General features: G+C 35.9%; 24 protein-coding genes. 1 reads left to right on the forward strand and 23 read right to left on the reverse strand.

What is annotated here, in order from left to right; translation table 11 throughout:
• Window positions 1–52: 52 nt before the first annotated feature.
• From HW347_RS16380 to HW347_RS16460, 17 genes are all read right to left on the reverse strand, one after another.
• Window positions 53–352, reverse strand: coding sequence for an EF-hand domain-containing protein (locus HW347_RS16380; protein ID WP_214612835.1), 300 nt, complete (start codon window positions 350–352; stop codon window positions 53–55).
• A 302-nt stretch (window positions 353–654) separates the two neighbouring features.
• Window positions 655–846, reverse strand: a complete 192-nt coding sequence (locus HW347_RS16385; protein WP_013995610.1) for a cold-shock protein — start codon at window positions 844–846, stop codon at window positions 655–657.
• A 194-nt stretch (window positions 847–1,040) separates the two neighbouring features.
• Complete coding sequence (locus HW347_RS16390) at window positions 1,041–2,357, reverse strand: DEAD/DEAH box helicase (RefSeq protein ID WP_214612836.1); 1,317 nt, start codon at window positions 2,355–2,357, stop codon at window positions 1,041–1,043.
• A gap of 3 nt (window positions 2,358–2,360) precedes the next feature.
• Window positions 2,361–3,692, reverse strand: coding sequence for a DEAD/DEAH box helicase (locus HW347_RS16395; RefSeq protein WP_214612837.1), 1,332 nt, complete (start codon window positions 3,690–3,692; stop codon window positions 2,361–2,363).
• A 123-nt stretch (window positions 3,693–3,815) separates the two neighbouring features.
• Entirely contained in the window at window positions 3,816–4,262 is a 447-nt protein-coding gene (locus tag HW347_RS16400) for a KTSC domain-containing protein (protein ID WP_214612838.1), read from the reverse strand.
• A 167-nt stretch (window positions 4,263–4,429) separates the two neighbouring features.
• Window positions 4,430–4,936 (reverse strand): GreA/GreB family elongation factor, encoded by a 507-nt coding sequence (locus HW347_RS16405; RefSeq protein WP_214612839.1) that lies wholly within the window; start codon window positions 4,934–4,936, stop codon window positions 4,430–4,432.
• A 140-nt stretch (window positions 4,937–5,076) separates the two neighbouring features.
• Entirely contained in the window at window positions 5,077–5,811 is a 735-nt protein-coding gene (locus HW347_RS16410) for a LytR/AlgR family response regulator transcription factor (protein ID WP_214612840.1), read from the reverse strand.
• Between the two features lie 42 nt (window positions 5,812–5,853).
• The gene (locus tag HW347_RS16415) at window positions 5,854–6,870 is read right to left on the reverse strand and encodes a hypothetical protein (RefSeq protein WP_214612841.1); all 1,017 of its coding nucleotides are present in this window, start codon (window positions 6,868–6,870) and stop codon (window positions 5,854–5,856) included.
• A gap of 13 nt (window positions 6,871–6,883) precedes the next feature.
• Window positions 6,884–7,483, reverse strand: a complete 600-nt coding sequence (locus tag HW347_RS16420; RefSeq protein ID WP_214612842.1) for a YbhB/YbcL family Raf kinase inhibitor-like protein — start codon at window positions 7,481–7,483, stop codon at window positions 6,884–6,886.
• Window positions 7,480–8,802: a YHYH protein gene (locus HW347_RS16425; protein WP_214612843.1), complete on the reverse strand. Its 1,323-nt coding sequence runs from the start codon at window positions 8,800–8,802 to the stop codon at window positions 7,480–7,482. Before HW347_RS16425 ends, HW347_RS16420 begins: the two co-directional genes overlap by 4 nt.
• A gap of 52 nt (window positions 8,803–8,854) precedes the next feature.
• Window positions 8,855–10,654, reverse strand: coding sequence for an ABC transporter ATP-binding protein (locus tag HW347_RS16430; RefSeq protein ID WP_214612844.1), 1,800 nt, complete (start codon window positions 10,652–10,654; stop codon window positions 8,855–8,857).
• Between the two features lie 170 nt (window positions 10,655–10,824).
• Window positions 10,825–11,862: a sensor histidine kinase gene (locus tag HW347_RS16435; RefSeq protein WP_214612845.1), complete on the reverse strand. Its 1,038-nt coding sequence runs from the start codon at window positions 11,860–11,862 to the stop codon at window positions 10,825–10,827.
• 6 nt (window positions 11,863–11,868) lie between these two features.
• Entirely contained in the window at window positions 11,869–13,089 is a 1,221-nt protein-coding gene (locus HW347_RS16440; RefSeq protein ID WP_214612846.1) for an ABC transporter permease, read from the reverse strand.
• A 2-nt stretch (window positions 13,090–13,091) separates the two neighbouring features.
• On the reverse strand, window positions 13,092–13,835 hold the full coding sequence (locus HW347_RS16445) for an ABC transporter ATP-binding protein (protein ID WP_214612847.1): 744 nt from the start codon (window positions 13,833–13,835) through the stop codon (window positions 13,092–13,094).
• Window positions 13,836–13,837: 2 nt separating this feature from the next.
• Complete coding sequence (locus HW347_RS16450; protein ID WP_214612848.1) at window positions 13,838–15,061, reverse strand: efflux RND transporter periplasmic adaptor subunit; 1,224 nt, start codon at window positions 15,059–15,061, stop codon at window positions 13,838–13,840.
• Window positions 15,062–15,066: 5 nt separating this feature from the next.
• Window positions 15,067–16,398, reverse strand: a complete 1,332-nt coding sequence (locus tag HW347_RS16455) for a TolC family protein (protein ID WP_214612849.1) — start codon at window positions 16,396–16,398, stop codon at window positions 15,067–15,069.
• 271 nt (window positions 16,399–16,669) lie between these two features.
• Entirely contained in the window at window positions 16,670–18,169 is a 1,500-nt protein-coding gene (locus HW347_RS16460) for a CotH kinase family protein (protein ID WP_214612850.1), read from the reverse strand.
• A gap of 305 nt (window positions 18,170–18,474) precedes the next feature.
• Between HW347_RS16460 and HW347_RS16465 the strand changes: the two genes are divergently transcribed.
• The gene (locus HW347_RS16465) at window positions 18,475–19,866 is read left to right on the forward strand and encodes a right-handed parallel beta-helix repeat-containing protein (protein WP_214612851.1); all 1,392 of its coding nucleotides are present in this window, start codon (window positions 18,475–18,477) and stop codon (window positions 19,864–19,866) included.
• A 124-nt stretch (window positions 19,867–19,990) separates the two neighbouring features.
• Here HW347_RS16465 and HW347_RS16470 read toward each other — a convergent pair whose 3' ends face one another.
• The 6 genes from HW347_RS16470 to HW347_RS16495 form a co-directional block, all read right to left on the reverse strand.
• On the reverse strand, window positions 19,991–21,310 hold the full coding sequence (locus HW347_RS16470) for an amidohydrolase family protein (protein ID WP_214612852.1): 1,320 nt from the start codon (window positions 21,308–21,310) through the stop codon (window positions 19,991–19,993).
• A 17-nt stretch (window positions 21,311–21,327) separates the two neighbouring features.
• Window positions 21,328–22,533, reverse strand: a complete 1,206-nt coding sequence (locus HW347_RS16475; RefSeq protein ID WP_214612853.1) for a dipeptidase — start codon at window positions 22,531–22,533, stop codon at window positions 21,328–21,330.
• Window positions 22,530–23,084 (reverse strand): hypothetical protein, encoded by a 555-nt coding sequence (locus HW347_RS16480; protein WP_214612854.1) that lies wholly within the window; start codon window positions 23,082–23,084, stop codon window positions 22,530–22,532. Before HW347_RS16480 ends, HW347_RS16475 begins: the two co-directional genes overlap by 4 nt.
• A gap of 39 nt (window positions 23,085–23,123) precedes the next feature.
• Complete coding sequence (locus tag HW347_RS16485) at window positions 23,124–24,071, reverse strand: ornithine cyclodeaminase family protein (RefSeq protein ID WP_214612855.1); 948 nt, start codon at window positions 24,069–24,071, stop codon at window positions 23,124–23,126.
• Complete coding sequence (locus HW347_RS16490; protein WP_214612856.1) at window positions 24,072–24,434, reverse strand: MarR family winged helix-turn-helix transcriptional regulator; 363 nt, start codon at window positions 24,432–24,434, stop codon at window positions 24,072–24,074. It lies immediately after the preceding gene.
• 163 nt (window positions 24,435–24,597) lie between these two features.
• Window positions 24,598–25,323: a phosphatase PAP2 family protein gene (locus HW347_RS16495; protein WP_214612857.1), complete on the reverse strand. Its 726-nt coding sequence runs from the start codon at window positions 25,321–25,323 to the stop codon at window positions 24,598–24,600.
• Between the last annotated feature and the right edge of the window lie 41 nt (window positions 25,324–25,364).

Below are 25,364 nucleotides of genomic sequence, written 5' to 3' on the forward strand. Positions count from 1 at the left end.
AAGGTGTATTCATGAGAATACACCTTTTTTACAATTCAAAATTATCTGTTTCTTACTTCAATAAAGCAAGAATACCTTGTAATTCCGTAACGTTAAGACTTGAATTACCATCTGTATCCAATGTGCTAAAATTCTCTGAAACCGAACCAATGGCTTCTGTAGAACTAATAGCTTCATTTTTATCCGTATCCAATAAGCTAAATAAGCTTGCTACTTGTTGTACAGTTGAATTTGAACTTAATGAACCTAATAACGAAGCAGCATCTGAAACATTAGAAGTGTTTACGTTTTTTACACCGTTACAACTAGATAATGCAGCTACAAGAATAAATGAGGCTAATACTTTTTTCATGATTTTGTGTTTAGTTAATGTTTATATGATGCAAAAGTAATCTTACAAGTTGAATAAGAAGAAGTTTATATACCAATACTGCAATTATATCTATACATCAATTGAAGTTATAGACGAATAAGGTCATAACCCTGCCTAAATTAGCTTTTGGAAAGCTATTGCCGTACCGTGTTCAAGAGTAAAATGACAGAAAGCTGATACTTGCATTTCAAATCTTATGAAAAGGAACGCTACTGAAAATTTTGGGCACAAAAAAAGCCCATCAATTAAGATGGGCTTTTCTAAAACTTAAAGTATATGTATTAGATAACTTTTACGTTCACTGCGTTCAATCCTTTGTTACCTTCTTGTAAGTCGAATTCAACTTCATCGCCTTCGCGAATTTCGTCAACTAAACCTGATACGTGTACAAAGTGATCTTTTTCTACGCCTTCTTCAGTGATAAAACCAAAACCTTTAGTATCATTGAAAAACTTTACTGTTCCTTTACTCATTGTAATGTAATTAAAAATTTATAATCTTTATTGAGCTGCAAAGATGGTTCCATTTTTCTGACAAACAATATTTTAATTCACTTATTTTCAACTAAATATCATTTTATTTTTTGCGTAGTGCCCTAATTTAAAGAGCAATAGCCTAGTAACGTAGTGTTTGGCGATGATTAGGAGTACCGTTAGTTGACAAAATATTATTCCAAAATCGTCACGCGAACCTTCTTATTCTTCAAACGAGAGTTGTTTAGCTTATCTACTAGCTCTTTTGCAATTGATAATGGAACGGCTACAAATGCGCAATCTTGCTTTAATTCAATAACACCCAATTGGTCTTTGTTAATTTTTCCTTGCTTAAAGAACAGACCTGCAATATCCCCTTTAGAGATTTTATCTTTTCTACCTCCTGAAATAAATAGCGTTTCCCAGAATTGGGCTTTGGTAGGTGCTTTCTTGGAAATATTCACTTTTTCCGCATCTTTAATAAAATCCGGAACATATTCTTTTGACCATTGCAATACATAAGCGGTTCCTTTAGAATTTACACGTGCCGTTCTACCATTACGGTGTGTAAACTCTTCAACAGCTCTAGGAAGTTCATAATGAATAATATATTTCATCTCTGGAATATCTATCCCCCTAGCAGCTAAATCTGTTGCAATCAATACTTGACAAGTACCGTTTCTAAATTTAATTAAAGAACGTTCTCTATCTTTTTGCTCCATTCCACCGGAGAAACAAGCATAATTGATTCCGTTTCTATCCAAATACGAACTTACCTTCTCAATACTATCCTTGTAATTACAAAAGATAATACCCGGCTGATTACCAATATGGCGAAGCAATTCCATAAGGGTTTTCAACTTTTCCTTGTCAGTGGCAATTACCGTTTTAATCGTCAGTTTAGATTCCTTTTTGGTATCTAGGTAATTAATAATCGTAGGCTTATCTAACCGTACAAAACCAGGAATCTCAACACCCTGTGTAGCCGAGGTAAGTATACGTTTATTAATATGTGGTAATTGCTGAATGATATCAATCATTTCACCTTCAAAACCAGTTTCCAACGACTTATCAAATTCATCTAAAACCAACGTTTTGATATTCGTTCTTGAAAAACGGTCACTACTAAAGTGATCCGCGATTCTACCTGGTGTACCTATTAAAATAGCAGGTGTATGCTTTAATTCAATTTTATCCTTAGACATGGATCTACCGCCGTACACGGCATTCACTTTAAAACCAGAGCCCATATCACGAACTACTTGTTCTATTTGTATAGCCAGTTCCCGGGAAGGCACTAAAATCAATGCTTGCACTTCTGCACATTCTGGATCTAGAGTATCTATAAGTGGTAACAGAAAAGCCAAAGTTTTACCTGTACCCGTAGGAGAAAGAAGAACCGTGTTGGTTGTTTTTGGAATAACCTCCAAGGCTTCTTCTTGCATTGGGTTCAATGCAAAAATCTTTAATTTATCTAAAATATCTTGCTGATTACGTATCGTGTTAGCCATGGCTTAGTTCTTTTGAGGTACGTCTATTTTTGGAGTAGCCGCAGTGTTGTGCATCAAATGATCGGCCAGTACTTTTTCTATCAATTCTTCTTTCGTTAAATGATGGAAAATAGTTTTAATTTTTTCTTTTGTTTCGTCAGAAACGGTACGATTAGGTTTGGTCTTGAATATTTTCTTTGCCCAAAGCACCAAATTAGTTTCTTCCCTATCTTGGGCATCTTGCTTTTTAACCTCATGGAAAACCAATCCCAATTCTTTTTCAAACTCAGGAATATCTGCACGTTCATCTTCTTGAATGATAGTCAAAGATAGTCCCTTTGCTCCTGCCCTAGCCGTACGACCACTACGGTGTACATAGGCTTCATAGGTGTCTGGAAGGTGATAGTTAACGACATAGGAAATCTCCTTTACGTCAATACCACGAGCTGCTAAATCCGTAGCCACAAGAATATCTATAAACCCTTCTCTAAATTGCCCCATGATACGATCACGAATACCTTGTGATAAACTACCGTGAATAGAACCTGAAGAGAATTTATTGATGGCTAATTTCTTCGCCAATTTATTAACTGCTGCTTTGGTCTTACAGAAAATAATACCGCGTTCTCCTTCTTTTGTATTTAAAAAGTGAAGTAAAACTTCTAGCTTTTCAATAGGATCAACAACAATGTATTTATGGTCAATACCTTGGTGTCCCATTTGGGCCATATCTGCCTCTATATGCACCACATGCTTGGACATGTAATTCTGTACAAGTTGCTTTACAGTTCCCGGCATAGTAGCCGTAAACAATAAAGTCCGTCTAGATTTTGGCATCTCATCTGCTAACGTATCTAAATCGGTTTTTAAAGCCGTTACCATCTCATCTGCCTCATCCAACACCAAAAACTTCAATTTTTTAATGCTGACAGCCTTACGCTGAATCAAATCTATTAAACGTCCTGGTGTAGCTACCATAATATGTGTAGGCTCTTTTAAACGTTCTATTTGAGGTTTTATAGGAATACCACCACAAACGGAAGCAATAGAAATAGCAGGGCTATGCGCAGCAAAAGAAACTAAGTTGGCATAAATCTGTTGTCCTAATTCTCGTGTTGGAGATAAAATTACAGCTTGTACGTCTGTATTTTCCGTATTTACCAACTGAAGCAAAGGCAAACCAAAAGCGACTGTTTTACCAGTTCCCGTTTTTGCCAAGGCCACTACATCCTCTTTCTGCTTTAACAGAATAGGAATCGTTTTCTTTTGAATATCCGTGGGAACAGAAATCTTTAGATCTGCTAAACTTTGGAGCACTTGTTCGTTAATTCCTAAAGCGGAAAATGATTTAGACATAAAATAATTTTAAACAAAGATAGTCACACGTGGTAAGAGAATCGTGTAAAGTGATGTACTATTTAAATGAAAAAGGGCTCTGAAAAACAAGCCCTTATAATGCAATCCTATAAAAAGTAACGTTTACGCTTCTTGAAGTATACGTTTAGATTTTCTGTAGGTATATTTTGGATAAATACTACGTTTGGCAAAACGGTTCAATTTGTTAGAATTGATCATTTTGATATAAATAGGTTTAGTAACACCAAAATACTCATAGGTAGCGCCGTCTACGAAAGTAATTTCTAGCAACATTCCTTTATGTATATAATCTGCTATACCAGAATTTGTGGTCTCTGTATACGCCTCTAAGTTGGCTTCAAGAGTTTCAGGAGCAATGCTCACTAAAAAATGATACCCGTCAATAATAGCACGGCTCTGTACTTCTGCTTCTTCACGCTTAGCGTCTCCTTCTTGAAATTTATCTGGATGCCATTCTTTCACCAAATTACGGTAGGTTGACTTAAGTGACTTAAGTTCAATCTCCTTCTCAATTCCAAATAATTTCTTATACTGACTAATACGTTTCATACACCCAATTTTTCAAGCCGCAAAACTACGCCTTTATTTTGAACGAGTTAGGTTATATTTTACGTTTTTTGCCAAAGGGGATATTAACCTGATAATAAGGGGCTTTAAACGGTATTTTAATTCTTAAAATGGATTGGAAAATAGAATAAATTTCGTGGAATGTTACTCTATTTATCATAACGTACACCTACGATCTTAAATAAACGGTCTTCTTTTCCTATTTGGAGTACTGCCACATCATTAACTTTTTTTGAAATTAAGGCCCTAGCGATAGGAGAAAGAAACGAAATTTTATTCTCAGAAATATTTGCCTCATCCACACCAACAATCTGAAACTCTTGTGGCGATTTTGCATTACCTATCATCAATGAAACTTGAGCTCCAAAACGGACCTCATTTTTGGGCTGGTCTTCAAGATGTATTACCTTGGCAGATGTTATCCGCTCATTTAATAATTGAAGTTTAGAATTTATTAGGTTGATAGCTATGCGTTGTTCTTTTTCGTTGTCCTGATGAGATAATTTCTTATCCGCTATTAATTTTTCTCTTTCGTTGAGTAGTTTCAACAATCCGTTTTCTGTTACATAATTAGTTGCTCCCATTGGCAAATCTGCCCTTGGAGGTACCATTGGTATTTCTTCCTGATCTTCTTCTTTTACAAATCCTCTGCTCATCTAAATAATTTTAAAAACAATTTAGTAGAAATCACTATTTATAATTGATGATATTCAACACATCTTTGTCGCAATAAAGGAAGATGGATTACAATTGTAATGTGATGGATTGATGAATGGACGGAAAGTAAACCTGCAATTTAAGAATTGAGGGAATTATCATTAATGTACTCCAAGAATTTAGGTTTATACTGCTCGGAAACCGTAATACGCTGCTTATTGATGATAATCTGACTTCGTTCAATAATCTCAATGTTTTTTAAGGACACAATAAAGGAACGGTGTACTCGCATAAATTCCGTCTGGGGAAGTTCTTCTTCCAAAGACTTTAAACTCATAAGCGTTAAAATTGCTTTTGGGTTATCCTTCAACCATATTTTTATGTAATCTTTTAATCCCTCAAAATATAGCACGTCAGACAGTTTAATGCGCACTTGTTTGTATTCCGATTTTACAAAAAGAAATTCCTTTTTATCAGAAACCGAGGTTTGGCTATGTCCTTTAACCAATGTAAACCATTCCAAAGCTTTGTTTGCTGCAAACAAAAATTCTGCATAATCAAAAGGTTTAAGTAAATAGTCCAAAGCCTCTACTTTAAAACCTTCTAAGGCATACTCATCAAAAGCCGTCGTAAAAACAACACGCGTATGCTTTGGTAGCATTTTAGAAAACTCAAGTCCCGAAAGGTCCGGCATCTGAATATCCAAAAACAGGACATCTACCGTTTCCGTTTTTATAAACTGAAGTGCTTCAATAGCACTACTACATTTCTTTTTCAGCTTTAGAAAAGGCGTTTTCTCCACATAGCTTTCTACCAAATTAAGCGCCATGGGTTCATCGTCTACAATCATGCAGGTAAGTTCTATAACTTCCATTTGAGTTTCATGTTTAGGTGATCAAAAGGTTTTTTCTAAAATTTACTCTACGGTGTATCTAACAAGTACTTCATTATCTAAAACTACATTGGTAGACCATATAAACTGAGCATCTGCTGCACTGTTATCAAAAACATCTATAAAGTTAGTGTATGCTGGTTTATTATCCACACCTATGGTGTTATTTGTAAACTCGGTTGCTTTTGGCCATTCACTATCATCAAAATCTGCAGATTGCCAATTTGTTGGTTTTTTCCAATGCAAAGCGTAATATGATGTTCCGTCATTAGAATCCTCAGTACTGCACGTTTCACTTAACCTTAAAGTTCCTTCTTCTGAAGCACAAGATAAATCTCTTAAAGGTGCTGTGTAATATGTTTGGGCTTTCCAATTAGCATCTGTTGTCGCAATTATTTCTCCTTTAGCATCTTTAAAAACAGCTACCATACCTCCATCTCCAGGGTGAAATGCTTGCCCTCTATTAGCCTCAGAGCCTAATCCACTATTTTCTTCCCAGTCCACCAATTTCATAGCTATTGTAAAAGGTATTTTCACCTTAAAACGAACGATATTAGAGTTAAATTGAGTAAATGGTACATTGTCTTTGCCTACTGCAACACCATTAATGTACATTTCAAAATAGTTATCGGCAAATACATATGCAGTAACAACCTCACCATCGGAATCAACCTCAATAATATCTGTTCCGTCTAAAGCTGCTAAAGCTTCATCAGCTGATGCATATTCTACTTTTGTACAAGGATTAAACAAATCTGATGCAAAAGGAAAACTATCATCAGTAAAATTTACTTCTGCGGGGACGGTCCATTCACTACCATCTGTTGCTGTAGATATTCCAATTGGTGCTTCTCTACCCCTATCACACTCAAAAATGTTTTCAGTAAGAACGGTTGCTGGCCCTTGAGTTACAGATGCTGTTCCTTTATAAATTTCTAAATTTTCGGGTGTCGTTTTTTTACTGTTTTGACCGTTTTTACAAGCTGTCATCGTTAAAGAAGCGAAAACAAAGAGTAGTAAAGTGTTCTTTAAGTATATCATTTTATTGTTATTTTTAATTTGAGTCTATAAAGGTTAAAGTTGTTCTGTCTATAATTTCTACCGTTCCCAATGCATCCATAAACACATTATAATCTACATTTAAACTATGCTTTTGGGGTAAAGTAGTAGGTGTTTCTGATAAGGCGTAAAGTGCTATAGTGTATTCATGTTTCCCTTTCCCCCTAGAACAAGGAGATGTATACGATATGGCTGTACCATCTTTATTGGCTCCCATAAACCAATTTCCTTTAGAAGCCATTTTATATGATATTCCCGTGGTCTCAGGATCAATATCCCATAATAACAAATATGAATTGATTTCTGTCTTATCATCTTTCTTAGGATAATGATACATAACAATAGCTAGAGATTTAGTACCATAAGGTACATTTTCCCATGAAAGAGGAATGGAGTTTTCAACATCATTGACCTTCTCTTCGCACTTATAAGCATCCAATAAAACACCATTGTCTATAGCAATACTGGTTAGTTTGAAATCTGAATGTATGGTTTTGAAATTATCATGATTCACTTCTGTAGTTGCTTTTTTATTGTTTTTACAAGACATCAAACCAATAAAAAGTATGGGAACTATAAATTTTGAATATTTCATTTTTCTCTTGGTTTATAGGTTTCAACAGTTGATGTACCATCAGGATTTATAAATTGATAGCTATAATTATCTTCGCTGTCCCACTTGTAATTTATAATATATTCTTCTGAATCTAAACTGTACGTTAACGCATATGAATTTTCTCCTAAAGTTTTAAATTCAACAATCTCAGCACCTCGCAGTGGTCTTAATGCAGGTCGTAATTCTTGTGTTCTAGGTTGCGGAGACACTTGATTTTCTGGTGCTTCTGTTTTTGGGTCCAATATGACTTCTCCTCTCATACCTGCTATTAAATAAGGATATTCTTTTATAGCATGGTATTCATAAGAACCATCTGCGTTTGTTTTTCCTAAATACTCATCTAATGTATCTGTGGTTTCTCCATAAACCGGAAATCCATCTACGGCATAAGCAACGGGATTTCCCGCACCAACTTGATCCTGCAAATGTAGAGGTGGTAAATGATAGTGATAATCATCTGCACGACCACAATGTCCGCCCCAATTGTCTAATTCACCAATAGCATTAGCATCTTCACCTCTATTGTTTAAAGGATTAAAAATGGGAATTCCATTTACAGCAACAGCAATTGCCCCTTTTAGCAAATTAGTCTTTGTAGATAGCGGATTTTCTGCCATTTTTGGATGCGTAGGAATGGCCCAACTATTGTCACCTGTATAATTTTGCTTAATAGGTACTTGTTGTTGCCAGTTTTTAATACCAACCATCATGTCATGATCTGGTAACCCATTTGATGAAATATATAGATAGTTCTCATCTGAATGTGTTGTGACACCGTCAAATTTTTCAAAAAAGGTTTGCATCAGCGAAACATTACTTGATGGTGCTTGCGTAGTACTTGTTTTAGCGCTATTGGTATTCTTGCACGATACAATTAAAATAACCCCTAAACCAAGTACTCCGTGAGTTAAGTACACTGCTTTCTTTTGTTTTATCAGTTTAAAAATAGAAAAGGACAAAAGAATAATACCTAAACCAATAAGAGCCCAATTAAAACTTGATACTGATTGGGGGGCAACTTTAATTGGTTCGCTACCATTTAAAGAATGGATGAATTCACTTTTAGTTTTAATATACTTTTGGTCAGCTTCTACAAAGTCTGTAATTTGAAAAGTTTGAATAGTATGATTGCTATCCATAAGCCAAACTTCACCGTTTTCATATTTAATAAAATCAGCCTGGATTATTTCGTTTGTAGTTAATTCCCATTGTTTGGATGGAGTTCCATGTCCGCCTTCATGTGCGGAGATAGCACCAAAAGATAAGACAACGAGGATAATTAAAATTGAATATTTCATAGTCTTTCGTACTAAAATTTATATTTGTTTTTTTTTGAAAAAAATCAGAAATTTATTCTTTTAAAGTGTTTTTAATTTTATCAATATTTAAGCTATTTGCCATTGCATTAAAAATTTTATAATAGGCACTCTCATTGTTATACAATGCCTCATGAGTACCTTGTTCTATTACTTTTCCTTTTTCTAAAACAATGACATTTTCAGCGTCAATTATTTGAGAAATACTGTGGGAAATAACGATTACTGTTCGCCCTTTTTTTATGGCGTCTAAACTTTTCTTGATTTCTTCAGTTGCTATGGCATCCAAACTCGCCGTGGGTTCATCAAGAAAAATAATAGGAGGATTTTTCAAAAATAATCGTGCTATAGAAACCCGCTGTTGTTGCCCACCAGATAGTAATGTTGCTTTTGAATTATAGCCCTCTGGCAATTGAATTATTTGCTCATGGATATAGGCTTGTTTTGCTGCCGCTACAACTTCTTCATCTGTAGCATTTTCTTTTCCGTAAAGGATGTTTTCTTTAATACTACCATTAAATATATGGTTCTTTTGTAATACCAACCCGATGTTATCTCTTAACCAATGTGTATCATACTCTTGCAAATCAACACCATCTAAAAGTATTTCGCCCGAGGTTGGTGCATAGAATTTATCTAACAAATTAATCACTGTGCTTTTTCCTGCACCGCTTAAACCAACTAGAGCATTTATTGCATTGGGTTTAATAACCATGGAAACATCATAAAGGGCTTTAGTTCCATTAGGATATGCAAAATCTACATTTATAATTTCAAAAGTACCGGTGAATTTTTCAGGAATATAAGTGCCACTTAATTCCGTTTCTTCATCGGCATCCATAATTTCAAAAAATGCATCCGAATATATTATAGCATCCTGTACTTCATCATATATGCGATGTAATTGTTGTATAGGTGCCGATACATTGTTAAATAGTAAAATATGAAACATTATAGCACCAATAGTCATGCTACCATTTAAAACAAAATAAGCGGTTAATATGATAATGATAACGGCTCCAAATTGTTCTGTGAATTTTTTTAGTGCGTCAAATAAGAAACTTAATTTTCTTGTTTGTAATAGATTTTCAGTCATGTCTAACTGAATGGCTTCGTGCTTTTTACTTTCAAAATTTTCTCTTGTAAAAGATTTTATAACAGTAATAGAATTTATTAACCCGATAATGCCATTATTTTTTGTTTCTCTATATTTCCTCATGGTACGTCTAAAACCTTTCAGTTTTTTAGCTTGTAGACTGCTTATGTAGAAGAAAAGTGGAATAATTGAAAGACTCACTAACCCTACATATACGTTGGCGTTAAACATGATAATTAAAGCGACAAAAGCATTAAAGAATAAAGGTAATATGTCAATAAAAAAGTTTTTTATCAACTGCGTAAGGCTTGTAACGCCTAAATCTATTCTAGTTTGTAATTTGCCACTTTCATTAGTTGGAGAACTGTAAAAAGCCATTTTGTAAGTCAATATGCGTTCTACAATGTTTTGCGCAAAGTCTTTTGAAATATAAATTTTCATTTTTTCTCCATAGAACTTTTGACCAAATTGTACTAGTGCATAAAAACCTTCTTTTAAAAGCAGAATAATGCTAATTATGGCTAATAGCGAAAACCCTTCTTTTACGGTTTTATTAGCGTCACTTAAGGTTGTTAATTCATCAACGGTGTAGCGTAACACTAATGCGTTAACCTGCGCCAATAATGCGCCAATTATGGTTAGGATTAAAGACGCAATCACCAATTTTTTATAGGGTTTTACGTAATCCCAAAGTTTTTTAAAAAGCGCTACAAGCGTTTGCTTAGAGGCATCTTTCATATATTAAAGTTTGAACGAATTGTGTTTATGAAATAAGATAACTTGAGTAACGATATTGCACTTATTTAATAACACTAAGAAATATTATTCCACAACATAGTTATAATTGAATTAGAGTATTTGGTTTATCACTTTCAATACTATTCAAAAAAATATGAGCCCTATGATGCTTAGTTAGTTTCTATTTTTAAATTAACTCTATAGACACCAGCTTTGAGTTCCTTTTCAAAAGTGTGTTTATTTGGATATAATAACTGCAGGCGCTTTTCTAGATTAGCCAAACCAATTCCAGAACCACTTTTATCATTATCCTGTTTAGGAAAATTATGATTTTCAATTGTGAAATCCACTATGTTCCCCTTAATGGTCATATCAATAGAAATGATGCTATTTTTGTTGGCAGAAACCCCATGTTTAAAAGCATTTTCAATCAGTGATATAAATAATAGAGGTGCAATTTGAATTCCATTTTGACTAACAGGAAAACTAGACTCAATTTCTGTTTTATCCGTCAAGCGCAGCTTCATTAAATCTATATACTTCCGCATGAATTCTATTTCCTTAGAAAGTGGTACAAACTCCGTATTAGTTTCATACAATAGGTACCTCATAAGTTTCCCTAAACTATGAATTGTAGATTTTGCCTTTTCTGGGGAAATATCCACAAGAGAATAGATATTATTCAACGAATTAAAAAAGAAATGCGGCTGCAGCTGGTAACGTAAATGCTGCAATTCCGTTTGTAATTTAAAATTATCGGCTTCCTTTTTCTCTGCTTCAGTTTTAACCCATCTTTTAGTGGTCTTAATGGCTATTGAGAAAAGTAAAGGAGCAGCATAGGATAACATTTGTACATATAAGAACAATTTAAATCGAGGTCCTTCCCTATTATCCTCCGGCGGACGTTTCTTTATGAGTTCTGCAAAATAATTATCCTCAATAAATTCTTTCATCAAAATGAAAAAACCGATAATCACTAAATTGATAAGAATAAATACCACCGTTTTATTCGAGAAAAGGAATTTATCAATTAGTATGAGAAAATTCAGATAAAATATGATTGCATAGAATAGCATTGGTATCAAGAAATGCGCAATTAACCTATTGCTATCCAAATCTTGACCGTACGTTAAAACAAACGGAATGCTGAACAGCACCAACCAAATAAGAAGGTGCTGTATAATTATTATTTTTTTATTCTTGTACATAATTACTTATTCATAACGTAAAGCTGTGATAGGATCTAGAGATGACGCTTTTCTTGCAGGATACCAGCCAAAGAAAATACCTGTTACCGCACAGACCGCAAATGATATTAATATTGAATACAACGTTACACTCGTAGGCCAATGTAAGAACTTTTCAATAAAAACGGTAGCACTTAGTCCTATGAATACCCCAAGGAGTCCACCGGTAATACTAATTAATATTGCTTCAATAAGAAATTGCATTAAAATATCTGAGCCTTTGCCGCCTACTGCCATACGAAGTCCTATTTCTTTTGTTCGTTCTTTTACCGATACGTACATGATATTCATAATACCTATACCGCCTATCAATAATGAAATACTTGAAACTGCAACTAAAAGAATAGTAAGCATATCGCTGGTAGAACTAAAGGTAGAAATTAACTCTTCCATAGACCGAACTGTAAAATCATCATCTTCGGTATCCATTAATTTATGTTCTGCGCGTAGAATATCCGTCACTTCTATAACAGCATCGGCTGCATCATCTTCACTAATAGCAGAAGCCATGATTTGATTTAAATAATCAATAGCCAAAATCCGTTTTTGTACCGTGGTATAAGGAGCAATAACCACATCGTCTTGATCTTGCCCAAATGTGTTTTCTCCTTTTTCTTCTAAAACTCCTATTACTTTAAACGGAATATTATCAAAGCGAATCATTTGACCTACAGGGTCTTGACCATCAGGAAATACATTCTCTACAACAGTTTGTCCAAGAACAACAACTTTAGAAGCGGATTTTACTTCGGCATCGGTAAACATACTCCCGCTTTGAAGCCCCACAACTTTAATCTCCAAATATTCTGGGTTAACACCATAAATGGTACTTGGCCAGTTATTGGCACCGTTTATTACTTGTCCGCCGCCATTTACAATAGGTGTTATATAACTTAGAAGTGTAGATTGATTTTTTATCGTTTCATAGTTAGCAAGCGTTAGAGTTTGCACATCACCCCCACTACCCCTTGCAGGACCTCTATCATCTGCCCCAGGACGTATAGTAATCATATTAGAGCCCATACTTGAAATGGTACTTCTAATACTCTCTTTGGAACCTTCACCTATAGCCAACATGGCAATTACCGAAGCTACGCCAATGATAATCCCTAACATGGTCAACAAAGTTCTTGTTTTGTTAAGAATTATAGCTTTGAAAGCGATTTTAAATAGATTTAATAGTCTCATAATTAATCGTCTTGTTTAGGTAATTTTGCTAATTCTTCTGCTGCAGATTGAATATTTTCATTCTTATAATCTTGAATGATATTTCCATCTTTAAGCACAATTGTTCTATTGCTGAACGTAGCAATATCTGGTTCGTGCGTCACAAAAGTGATGGTAATACCCTGTTTGTTCAATTCCTGAAATAGAGACATAATTTCATAAGACGTACGAGTATCCAAGTTTCCCGTTGCCTCATCCGCAAGTATCATAACCGGATTGTTCACCAAAGACCTTGCAATGGCCACACGTTGTTGCTGACCACCGGAAAGCTGAGATGGCGTATGATGTAATCTATCTCCCAACCCTACCATTTCTAAGGCTTTAATAGCACGTTCTCTTCGCTCCTCTGTAGATACCTTGCTGTTATATAACAATGGTAGCTCTACATTTTCTATTGCGGATGTTCTAGCTAGCAAATTATATGATTGAAAAATAAATCCTATTTTCTCATTTCTGATGGTAGCCAATTCATTTCTACTTAAATCTTTCATGCTTACACCATCAATCTCATAAGTACCAGATGTAGGTTGATCTAGGCAGCCCAATATATTAAGCATGGTACTTTTACCAGAACCACTAGATCCCATAATAGTTACAAACTCCCCTTCTTTTATAGAAAACGAAATACCTCTTAGCGCGTGAACCGTTTCGGTTCCCATGGTAAACTCACGTTTTAAATCTTCTATTTTTATGATTTCTTTACTCATGGTTATTTCTTTTTACCTCCTGGGCGTTGTGGCATAAATGGACTCTCTTCTGTGCCGCCTGCTGCAACACTAGACTGGGTAGTTTCAGATTTTAAACTATATACCAATTTGTCACCTTCATTAATACCACTTAAAATTTGAACGTTTACTCCATCACTTGCACCTAGTTTCACTTCTTTTGGAGTAATAGCTCCATTAGATTCTAAAACCCAAACTTTAGTAACTTCTTCTTTATCAGCTGTTCTTGGTCCATTATTGGGACGCTCTAGCGTTAACTTCTCCTGCTCGTTATATGCCATCATTTCTGGTTGTGTAGGCTTAAAATTGATAGCTTTTGCTTCTACTGATAACACATCTTTTAGTTCGAGGGTGTAAATCGAAATCGTTGCCGTAAGACCTGGCTTCAGTTGCAAGTCAGGGTTATCTGCCTTAATTACAACTGTATAGGTTACTACATTTGAAGTTACCGTTGGGTCTAATCTTACCTGTGTAACAATTCCTTCAAACACTTTGCCTTGATACGCATCTACCGTAAAACTTACGCGTTGCCCTTCTTTTACAACCCCTATATCCGCCTCATCTACATCTGCTTCAACCTGCATTTCTTTTAAATCCTGAGCAATCGTAAACAGAGTCGGTGTGCTATAACTAGCCGCAACCGTCTGTCCTTCATCAATATCCCTAGAAAGCACAACACCGTCTATTGGTGAATAAATATTGGCATACCCCAAATTGGTTTTGGCTTCTTGTAAATCTGAGAAACGCTGTGTTACCGTACCTTTTGCTGTTTGATAGTTAAATGATGCATCGTCAAAATCTGACTTACTAATTACCTGGTTATCAAATAGCGTTTTCTGCCTGTCGTATATAATTTTCATATAATCCCTTTGACTAACCGCATTGTCATATGCCGCTTGGGCCTGAGTTTTGGATGCCTTAAGATTGGTCTTGTCCAACTCCGCTATCAATTGCCCTTCGGTAACCGTACTATTATAGTCCACATAAATTTTTTCCACAACCCCGGAAACCTGCGTACCTACCTCTACTTGGGTAATAGGTTCAATAGTACCCGTAGCCGTAACCATGGTGGTTACATCTCCTTTCTTTGCAGCAATAGTTTTAGCTTCAATTATAACTTCGTCACCTCCGTTTATAAAACTGTATGCTACAATGGCGAGTATAACTATGGCTATACCACCGATTATTATGTTTCTTTTATTTTTCATTTTGACTAAAGTTTAATTTCGTTTCCTTGATAGAATTGTAATAGTTGATGATATAAAATGTTTAAGTATTTAGCTTGTAAATAGTTCTGTTGGGCATTGGTATACGTGTTCTGGCTAATCACCAAATCCGTTGTGCTTAAAGCACCCAATTCGTATTTTTTCTGTGCTAGATTATAAGATTGCTCTGCAGCATCTTGCGATGCTTGGGCTGCCAAAATTTGCTCTTGAGATGATAGTGCGTTTTGATAGGCGGTTTCTACCTTTTTAATCACTTCCTTTTCTACACTTTGCTTTTGTATGTTCGCTTTTTCAATATTTATAGTTGCCGTCTGTACCGCTGCTTTTGTTTGGTTTCTATTGAAAATAGGAATGCTTAAGCTTAGGCCTAGTTTTTGATTAAAGTTGACATCCAACTGGTCTCCAAAGGTGTTATCGTTTATACTGGTGTAACCTGAACCAAGACTACCAATTAATGATAATGTAGGTAGGTAGCCCCCTTTTGCAATATTCAGATCCTTTTCATTAACAGCTATGTTGGTATTGCTTGCCTCTACCTCTGGCAGATATTCCAAGGCATTGGTATAAATGGCCTCCTTGTTTAGTTCCAGATTTACCAAATCCATATTATCATCAATAGTCTCTATTTCTAAATTTTCTAAAGGCGATAATTCCAATAGTTGTTTTAAGGTGATGATGTTTAGAGCGTACTCATTTTTAGCAGTAATTACATTGAATTTGTTAGTAGCTGCTTGACTCTGTGCCTCCGTATAATCACTCAGGGCAATTGAGCCAGCATCTAATCTAGATTTTGCACGTAAAACTTCTTGTTCCGATGCAGTCAGATTATTTTCTGCAATAGCAATCCCTTCTTTACTATAAAGGGTCTGTAAATAAGTTTCTAAAATGCTGATGACAATGCTGTTCTTAGCTTCTTCTTCTAATAAAGTGCTTTGTTCCAGAAGTAATTTATTCTGCTTAATTTGATTACTCAACTGATTCCCTTTAAATAGCGTCATGGAGCTATTGATACCCAAATTGGTATTATGAATCTGATCGGATACATAATCGCCTGTAATAGGGTCAATGGTATTACCGCTGGAAAAACCTTGAGAAGCACTACCAAACAAATCTGGTAATCGAGCAGATTTAGCTTTGCTATAATCCACTTCAGAACTATTCTTGTTTAAAGTGGCATCCTTTACAGTAATATTATTTTCTATAGCGTAGGTAATACAGTCTTCCAAAGACCATACTTTTGATGCCGAGTTAGCATCGGACTCTTGCCCGAAAGAAATCTGAGCAATTAAAAAGCTTGCTAGGATTATATATAATTTCATTTGATAGGTGTTTTTATTTTACACTTCAAAAGTGAAACATTACTACCACCTATTAAAGAGCAATAGAAGTCTACCCCGATTGACTATACAAACACCCCTATTCTATCGACGGGATTTTTACGATTAGTAACGTTTTTGGTTTAACAGATAATTGTTCATTACCATTGCTTCTTAGATTCTAAAATTTAAAACATAAAAAATCCGGTTACCAATGGCAACCGGATTTTTTCTCCAATTTAACTCCTACATCATCACGCTACATAAAAACTCACTAATTCAAATAATTACTAACTGCCGCTGCTCTTTCAGATACATGACTGTTCAACTCGCTTATAGCTGCCTGGAAGTCTGCGCTAGAATTCAAGAATGTATAACCCTCAACTTCTGCTGTTGCATAAGGCTCTACCAATGAAGAATAAGCAGCATATTCAGCTTGCATTCCGCTCACTGTAAAAACGTTATTCGCAAATTCCTGCACATAGCTATCATATTTTGCTTTGTAGGTTGCATCTTCATACAAGTATCCTATGAGAGGCCACTCTGTATCATTTAAGTCTGAGAAATCTAAAGCTAGAGACCCTTCTTGATTACCACGTTGTAAGGCTTCGTTATTATCCCAAGGTATCCATGACAATGTTTCTGTATCTGGATTGTTGTAAAGAAAATAGTTGTGTGTCATTCTACCATACGTATCCCAGTTTTGGATAACCGTGTTCACTGCTAAATAGTTCAAGAATGTTTCCGTATCAAATACAGTTTCTAAATTGGCACGCCAAGCTTCAGGATCAGTTGTACGATTATCTGCATGTAAAGCAGCAAAAAGACTTTCTATATCAGAATAATCAGCTTCGTCCTCATTAGTTTTCTTAACGAATACATCTTCAGAAAAAGAACCATCTGCGAAGCTAGCACCATCACCATCAGGCTTATACAAATTACCATCATTATCAGAGAATTGGGTGTCAATTACCGTATCATCTACTTCTTCAATCAAAGTATATACACCAAAATACTCAGGCCCATCACCATGGTCTACATAAACCTCATAAATTGAAGCATGAGAACTAGCCAAACCTGCTTCTCTGAACAAATCTGTAGCCACTTTTTCACGTAGCATAGACTTGTCATTATAGTTGTTTTTAAGACTTAGTTTTTTGAAACCATAAAAACGCTGATTGTCAATTTGTGGATATTCATCTTCAAATTCATCAAAATCTAGTTTAAAGGATAATTTCAAGATACCAGCAGACCAACTAGACTGTAAGCTAGAATTCCCTTTGAAACGTAAACCTACACGATACCATTCTTTGTCTTCAAAGAAAACTTCACCTGGAACAAAAATTGGATCTTCATCAATTTCTACAAGTCCACCGCCACCTTGGCCACCAGCTGGAGGACCACCTGCTCCAGGTCCTGCACCTGCTCCAGTACCGCCAAATTCACCGTATAATGATGTCATATCATCTAACATACTCTGCCATCTGTCTTCTGTAATTACAAGATCAAGACGTTTTACCGTATTGTCCTCAAAAACTACATCAAAATTAGGATCAGCAGATTTGGTATGGGTTAAGTCTGTCCAATCTGTTGCGTCAAAATCGCTATCAGCATATGTCTCTACATAGTCCGCATCATCGTCATCGGTTTCTTCAACTACCTCTTCCGTGGTTTCTACATCGTCCACAACAGCATCAGCTACATCATCATCTGAGCAAGAAGTTAAAAATGTGAAGTGCATTGCCAATAAGAGCAATAGGCTTACTTTTTTCATTATGAATCTATTTTTAGGTTATTATATTGAATCCAAAGATGCCTATTAAAACAATGTCGATTTTTCAGAATCTGTGAACGACTGATTGTTTTCAGTGAATGTTCAAATACAATCTGTTAACCATTTTTGATTATCGCAGTATGCTATAAATAACACTAATTACTCCTTCGATTTAAACACCAAGCAATCATAGTCAACCTCTGTCTTTTACTGGGTATGTGCAGTCCATCGAAAAAGTCTAATGACATATACTATTCGATTTAAAATTGAGTTTGATTTTATACCCAAAACTTAAATCGTTTCAAATGAAAAACATATCGTTCTACCTACTAGTTGCAGTTATGATCTCTATGACGTCTTGTAAAAAGGATGTTTTGAATTTAAATTCAGGTGAAGATACTTTTGAAGCTGACCAAGAAAATTTAGATGGACAGGGGTTGCCAAAGATGGAATTTAAAGCACAAGCCCCTAGCATACCAGGCGGCCAAGAGTATACTATAGATTTAGAACAATGGGATATTCCTAATGACGGCACCGATGTCATTAAAACCACCGCTAATTTACAGGCTGCGATTGATTGGGCCCATGATGAAGCATATAGTCAAGTGATACTTCCAGAAGGGAATTATTTAGTGGGTGAAGATGTAAATGAAATTTACCAAGGCGGAATAGAGGTGCATGACAATACCGAGTTTATTTTTAGTGAAGGAGCCATTTTAGAAATAGATACTAATGATAAATGGAATTACTGTGTAATTAGTTTAGACGGCGATAATATAATTATTAGAGACGGTATTATACAGGGTGATAGAGAAACCCATGTTTTTACGCCCCGTGAAAGTGATGGAAATACATCTCACGATGAAGGTCATGGTATTTGTGTTTGGAACGATAGTAATGTGGTTCTTATAGATAATATGATTATCAGAAACACAACAGGCGATGGTTCTTTGGTCTTAGAAGCTACGGATGTTACGTTTACCAATAATGACATTTACAACAACAGAAGACAAGGAATTTCTATTGTGGGTGGCACACGCATAACAATTACTGACAATGAAATTCACCATATAAACGGTACGAGTCCGCAATTCGGAATTGATATTGAAGGTGCTGGGCGTGTAGATGAAGATATCCTGATTCAGAACAATTATTTTCACCATAACATAGGCGGAGACATTGTAAACACCAGTGGAAAGAATGTTTACATTTTAGATAATATTCTGGAACAAGGAGAAGGCAACACGTATATAGATGGACCTTTAGTCTCTTGGCATAAAACACATAATGTTATTGCCAGAAATACGATTACTATGGATACCGGTTCCGTAAATGGCCGGTTGGGTTATATTCAGTATTCTGGAGGAGGTGACAAAGGACATAACCGTGCCACCTATGTACACGATAATGTTTGTAATAATTGCGGAATGTACATGTACAAAAGTTCTGATGCAGATGTACGCCGTAATAAGTTCTACGGTTACTTTATGGCTTTTTCAGATTTTGAAAACGTAACAATGATAGACAATCTAGTAACTTATTCTGAAGAGTTTACTAACCTAAGGTACTGCTGGTCTTACCGTTTTAAAGATGCAACAGGTACCGCTACAGGAAATTATTTAGGTGATGAACTCCAAGACCTACCGTTAACAGAAATAGAACCGTATACCATGCAATGTGTGCTGGATGGTTGGTAGCAAATAAAAAAGAGAAGGTCAGAACATATAGTTCTACCTTCTCTTGGGGACTACTAAGTAGGTTGTTTATGAAGAGGTATTCTTTATAAAAGATACTGCTCCTAACCTATTTTCTTACTAAAAACTACTGTACTACCACACCTCTCTTAAAAACATATTTAATGTCTTGGGTGTTACTGATATTTTCTAAGGGGTCCGTATTTAGAATTACCAAGTTTGCTATTTTACCTTTTTCTATAGTTCCAATGTTCTTCTCTTGGCCTAAGCCTTCTGCGTTAACAATAGTTGCTGCTCTTATTGCATCTATATTAGATAAGCCTGCTGCAGTTAAAAGTTTAATTTCTGTATGGAGATTTATAGTGCCGTCTTCGGAAATCATATGATCAGACCCTGCTCCTATTTTGACTCCTTGCTCGTAAGCAATGGTAACCGCTCTAAAAGCATCAACTTGACCCAAGGCTTCATCCGACATATTTTTAATATCTTCTTTGAAATAGTAATACACGAACAGCGTAGCGTCTAAAATGCTGTTGTTATTTTTCATCGCATCAAAAAGCTGAATTACTTCTGGCGTATTTTTATCCCATTTTATGGCGTCTAGTTTAGCTTTCCATTCAGCAGCTTTTTCTCTAGACTCAAAATCATGTCTTCCCTTTATTTCCCCTTTCGCCATTTGGTATTGCAAAAGCGAACCGGCATGAGACATAACGTCTGCACCTCCGTTTGTAATATCCAATGGTTTTGTGGGAGGCACTACCCCATGTGCCCAGACCTTTAAGTTTTGTCTCTTGGCTTCTGTTGCAACTTTTTTAAATAAGTTTTTATCAACGTTTAGATATACCTTAATCGCGGTCGCCCCTAAACCTTTGGCTTCTGCTACGGCTTGTCTCAAATCCGTAGTGTCGGTAATGGCTTTTTGCCAAGAAACTTCACCCGCTTTTGCACCTTTGGCAACTTCTTGTGGGCGTGGGTCACTCGCAAAAAATTCAGGTCCTGCAATTATGGTCGAAAAGAAAACATCAGATCCAATGTCTTCTCCTATTTTCATATTCTTCTTCAACAATGTGAGCATCCTGCCATCACCTCCCATGTCACGCACACCGGTTACCCCAGATTTTAAAGCTGTGTTTAGCTGATTCTGGGCCTCTTTTAACGTACCATGAGTAATATGAACATGCGCATCAATTAAACCGGGAATGATATACTTTCCTTTCAAATCATAAACAATAGCCCCTTCTGGAGATGTTGTAGCGCCGTCATAAGAAACTGTTTCTATTCTATCATCCTTTATCAGCAGACTTCCCGTTTTTCCCGTATCAGAAACCGCATCAATTATAGTTGCATTTTTTAAAACGACATAGGTAGGACTAGCTTTATCTGCTTCTTGTGACTGGGCGGTCGTGTATAATAGAAGTGCAGCAAATAATAAAGTGATTTTTTTCATTTTAAGAGAGGTTAAGTTTACTGTTTAAATATTTTACTGAGTGCACGTTTGAAATTATCTCCCAGCACCATTTTTATGTGTTCGTCCTTGTAGCCTTTTTTGATTAAACCTTCGGCAATGTCGTATACCCTGAATGGGTGATTCAGTTTTTCTATGGTCAACAAATACTCCTCATTGGTATGGCATTGGTATTTTGCCGGTGCATTTTCTAAAGTGTCTTTTCGTAACTGTAAATCGGCATAATCTTCAGTGTATAGTCCTTGGTCACTACCTATCCCTACATGGTCAATACCTACCAACTGTGCAACGTAATCTATATGGTTCAAGAAATTTTCTATATAAACAGGTTCTTTTTCACTTACCATAAATCGTAAAATAGGAATCCCGATAACGCCACCAGTTTTTGCCATTGCTTTTATGGCTTCATCCGTTTTTGACCTCGCCAACCCTTTGGCTATGGTACGGCAACCACCATGGGTAATAAGTGCGGGTACACCTTCGCAAGCTTCAATGCCACCAAGAGTGGTCATATCACCACAATGCGATACATCAACACCCATACCCACTTCATTCATTCTACGAACTATTTGTTTCCCAAATTCGGTAATACCACTGTCCACATCTTCAAAAGCGCCACAACCCAATCTGTTTTTACCGTTATAAGTTAATTGGGATACGCGTTGTCCTAAACTATAAAATAGATTCACATCATCTACTGTTCTAAAATGACTGCTTTCCTGATTGGTCATTAGCATGCCTATCTTCTTTGAAGACGATAAATTTTCAAGTTTAGACTTACTATCAATACGCTCAAAATACTGAGGATTTGAAGCGATTATTCCATTTTGAACGGCCATAAACTTAAGCATGTCGTCATAAGCAGGAATCATATTTCCCCAACCAAAAACGTTCATTCCAGCGTCTCGTACAAACTCATAATCTTCTTTAGTAAATGATCCTGGAACCGTCTCCCAAAACTCTGTAAGCGATTTGCCGTCTCTTCTATGATAATCATCTCCAAACGTGCTAAGCATATCTATACAAGCCGTTTCATTAATCAATTGTTTGGCCTTGGCGGAATACTTCCTTAGCTCTTTTTTTTCCTTTAGCGTATTCTTGCTTTTCTGTACATCGGGTTCATGATTAGCACTGAGCGGCATAACCGATATACCGGCTACTGTAGCCCCCAATTTTTTTATAAAACTTCTTCGTTTTGATGTCATTCCTTATTCTTTTGAGATTGTACAGCAAAGTAGCCCAGCATGATACCTAAGGCAATATTCCATAAGGACAGTAAACCTATTTGTAAATGTTTGGGTAGGATGAATACGGTTGTCATGGCCGGAATCCAAAACCAAACAAGGGACCACCATGCTTTGGTAAGGCTATTCCAATCCATTTCCTTGCCTTCTATTTTATTATCCGTAAACCTGTGAAAGGTCACGAATACAGGACCATAAATAATGTTGGAAAAAAAGGAAACCGATAGCGCATAAAAGAAACTGCCCTTTGCCACATTAAACCACCAGCCTTTAGCAATTATAGCATCTATATAAGCAAAGAAACCTGTAAAGGCATATTTAAAAGTGATACCAAGAAAGGCCCACACCAGCATTTTCAAAAATAGCTTAACAGGACCTGGACCAAAAAAATACCATCTTTTCAACCGTATACGGACTGCAATAAGTTCTCCTATAGTACCCAGAATACCAATTTGTACTGCACTGGACAGAAGTGGATATTCTTTTACAAAATTTAGATAGCTTTCAATCATATTATTAGTTGTTAAATGCAACTATTTATAAAAAGACTGTTACGTCTTTGATTTGGTATAACAATAAAGTCCGGCTGCAATATCTTCGCAAGCCACACCTAAAGACTTAAACACCGTCTTTTTTGATGCATCATATAAGCTTGAATCCTTCAACATTTCTGAAATATCCGCTTTAATAAAATCTAAGGCATCATGACCATTTTCTTTAGCAGGAATCAATAATTCCCCCGCCTCATTAGCTGCTGACAACCTGTTATCAACATATACATCTGAACTATTAATAATAGCCGACGCTAATTCTCTTGTGCTAGCCGTACAAGCTCCTACAGCGTTAATATGAACATGACTTTTTAGATACTCATTATCTAATATGGGTTCTGTAGCCGCTGTAACGGTACAGATAATATCTGCATCCTTCGCAGCCGCTTCTATAGTATCGCAGACTATGAACTCAATACCTTCAAACTTCTCCATATCTGTGGCCAGTCGTTCGGCACTACTCCTATTTAAACTCCAGAGGGTAACTGTTTTAATATCCCTAACCTCTAACATGGCTTCAATATGTTTTCTAGCCTGTACACCGCTACCAAGGATACATAAATTCTTAGCTTCGGGAATTGCCAAAAGACTAGTAACCAGTCCGCTTACTGCAGCAGTTCTTATTCCCGTTATACCATCGGCATCTAAGCTGGTCATCAATTGCCCGGTAACAGTTTCATACAGATGAATAATACCTTGGTGTGAGCTAAGCCCTTGTTTGTAGTTATCAGGAAAAATACTCAAAATCTTAATTCCCATTACTTCATAAGGCCTAATATAAGCTGGCATCATTCCCATAATTCCCTTTGTGGCATTTTGCAAAGGCATGGTAGCACGAAGCGGGTTTACAATATCCTTTTCGGCATCAAGTAAAAATAATTCCTTCATTACCTGAATACATTCAGACATGGGTAACAAGGATTCTATTTGGTCATTATCTAAAAACATCTATTCTAAATTCTCTATAATCTTTTGCAAAACAGTTTTGAATATGGCTAAGTCAGCTGATTTTATATCAGTTTCTGATTTTTGTGTTATTCCATTAGCCACTTGTAAAGCTTCCTTTTCAAGCGCTTGCCCCTGTTTTGTCAAAAATATTTGTTTGTTTCTTTTGTCTTCGTCCAAGCAACGTCTTATGAGTAAACCTTTCTTCTCTAAAGTATCTATTTGCCTGGTCATCGTGCTCTTTTCTTTCTTAGCACGTTTAGCTAATTCTTGTTGATTAATGCCATCCTCTCTCCATAAATAAAATAAAATACGCCATTGTTCAATAGTGATATCTATACCATTTTCTTGAAATGCCAGTTGCAAATGCGCCGTTAAGACACGCTCTGTAGCACTTATGAGTCGCGATGAGGAATTGTATTGTTCGGCCTTAATAATATTCGCTTTAAATTAATTGCAACATACAACTAATTTTTCAAAATATAGAAATTTTATGACTATTGATTCTTCTAAAACAGACCCAATTACTCTAAAAAGTTTTAGAAAAATATAAACCTACAGCGCCATCTGTATAGCGAGGGATTAGTGCAATGTTCTTTGATTTTATAAAGGGATTCCATTTGAAAAGATAATCAAAATGATACACCAGTTTGGTGACCAAGATGCCTATACCAGCACCTACCAAAATATCTGAGATATAGTGTTTGTTGTTGAACAATCGTAAACCACCTGTAACTGCTGCAAAGCCATAACCGCTATATGCCACGTAGGGATTGGTATCTTTATATTCCTCAAAAACAGCAGAACCAGATGCGAATGCAATGGATGTGTGCCCAGAAGGAAATGCATTGTCATTAGAGCCATCTGGCCTAACTTTATAGACAGAGTTTTTTATAGCTCTAGTAAAAACATCTGTAAGTATCATAGATACCGCCAAATTTTTAGTTTGGTCAAACCAATGATTTTTGGCCTTTACCCCAATAACATTAGCAATAAATAAAGTTGCTACAGGTGCATACCTTGTGTAATCATCAATATGAGTTCGAAAATCGTTGCCTACCCAACCTTGGGCTGTTTCATGAAGGGATGATTCAAACCCGCTATCCGATAGTAGTATTCCTGTGGTAATCAAAGAAAGAGGTAAAATAGTCTTCTTGAATAACTTCTTTTTTGGTTTCACTTCTATACTATCAGTTTGAGCGCATAGGTTTCCTAAAGTGAAAAATACTAGGAGAAGGGCAATGTTTTTTCTCATATTCAGATGTTGTCAAGAACTGTATTATCACCTGAAAACTA

This window comes from Zobellia barbeyronii, from assembly GCF_018603515.1.
Lineage (GTDB): Bacteria > Bacteroidota > Bacteroidia > Flavobacteriales > Flavobacteriaceae > Zobellia > Zobellia barbeyronii.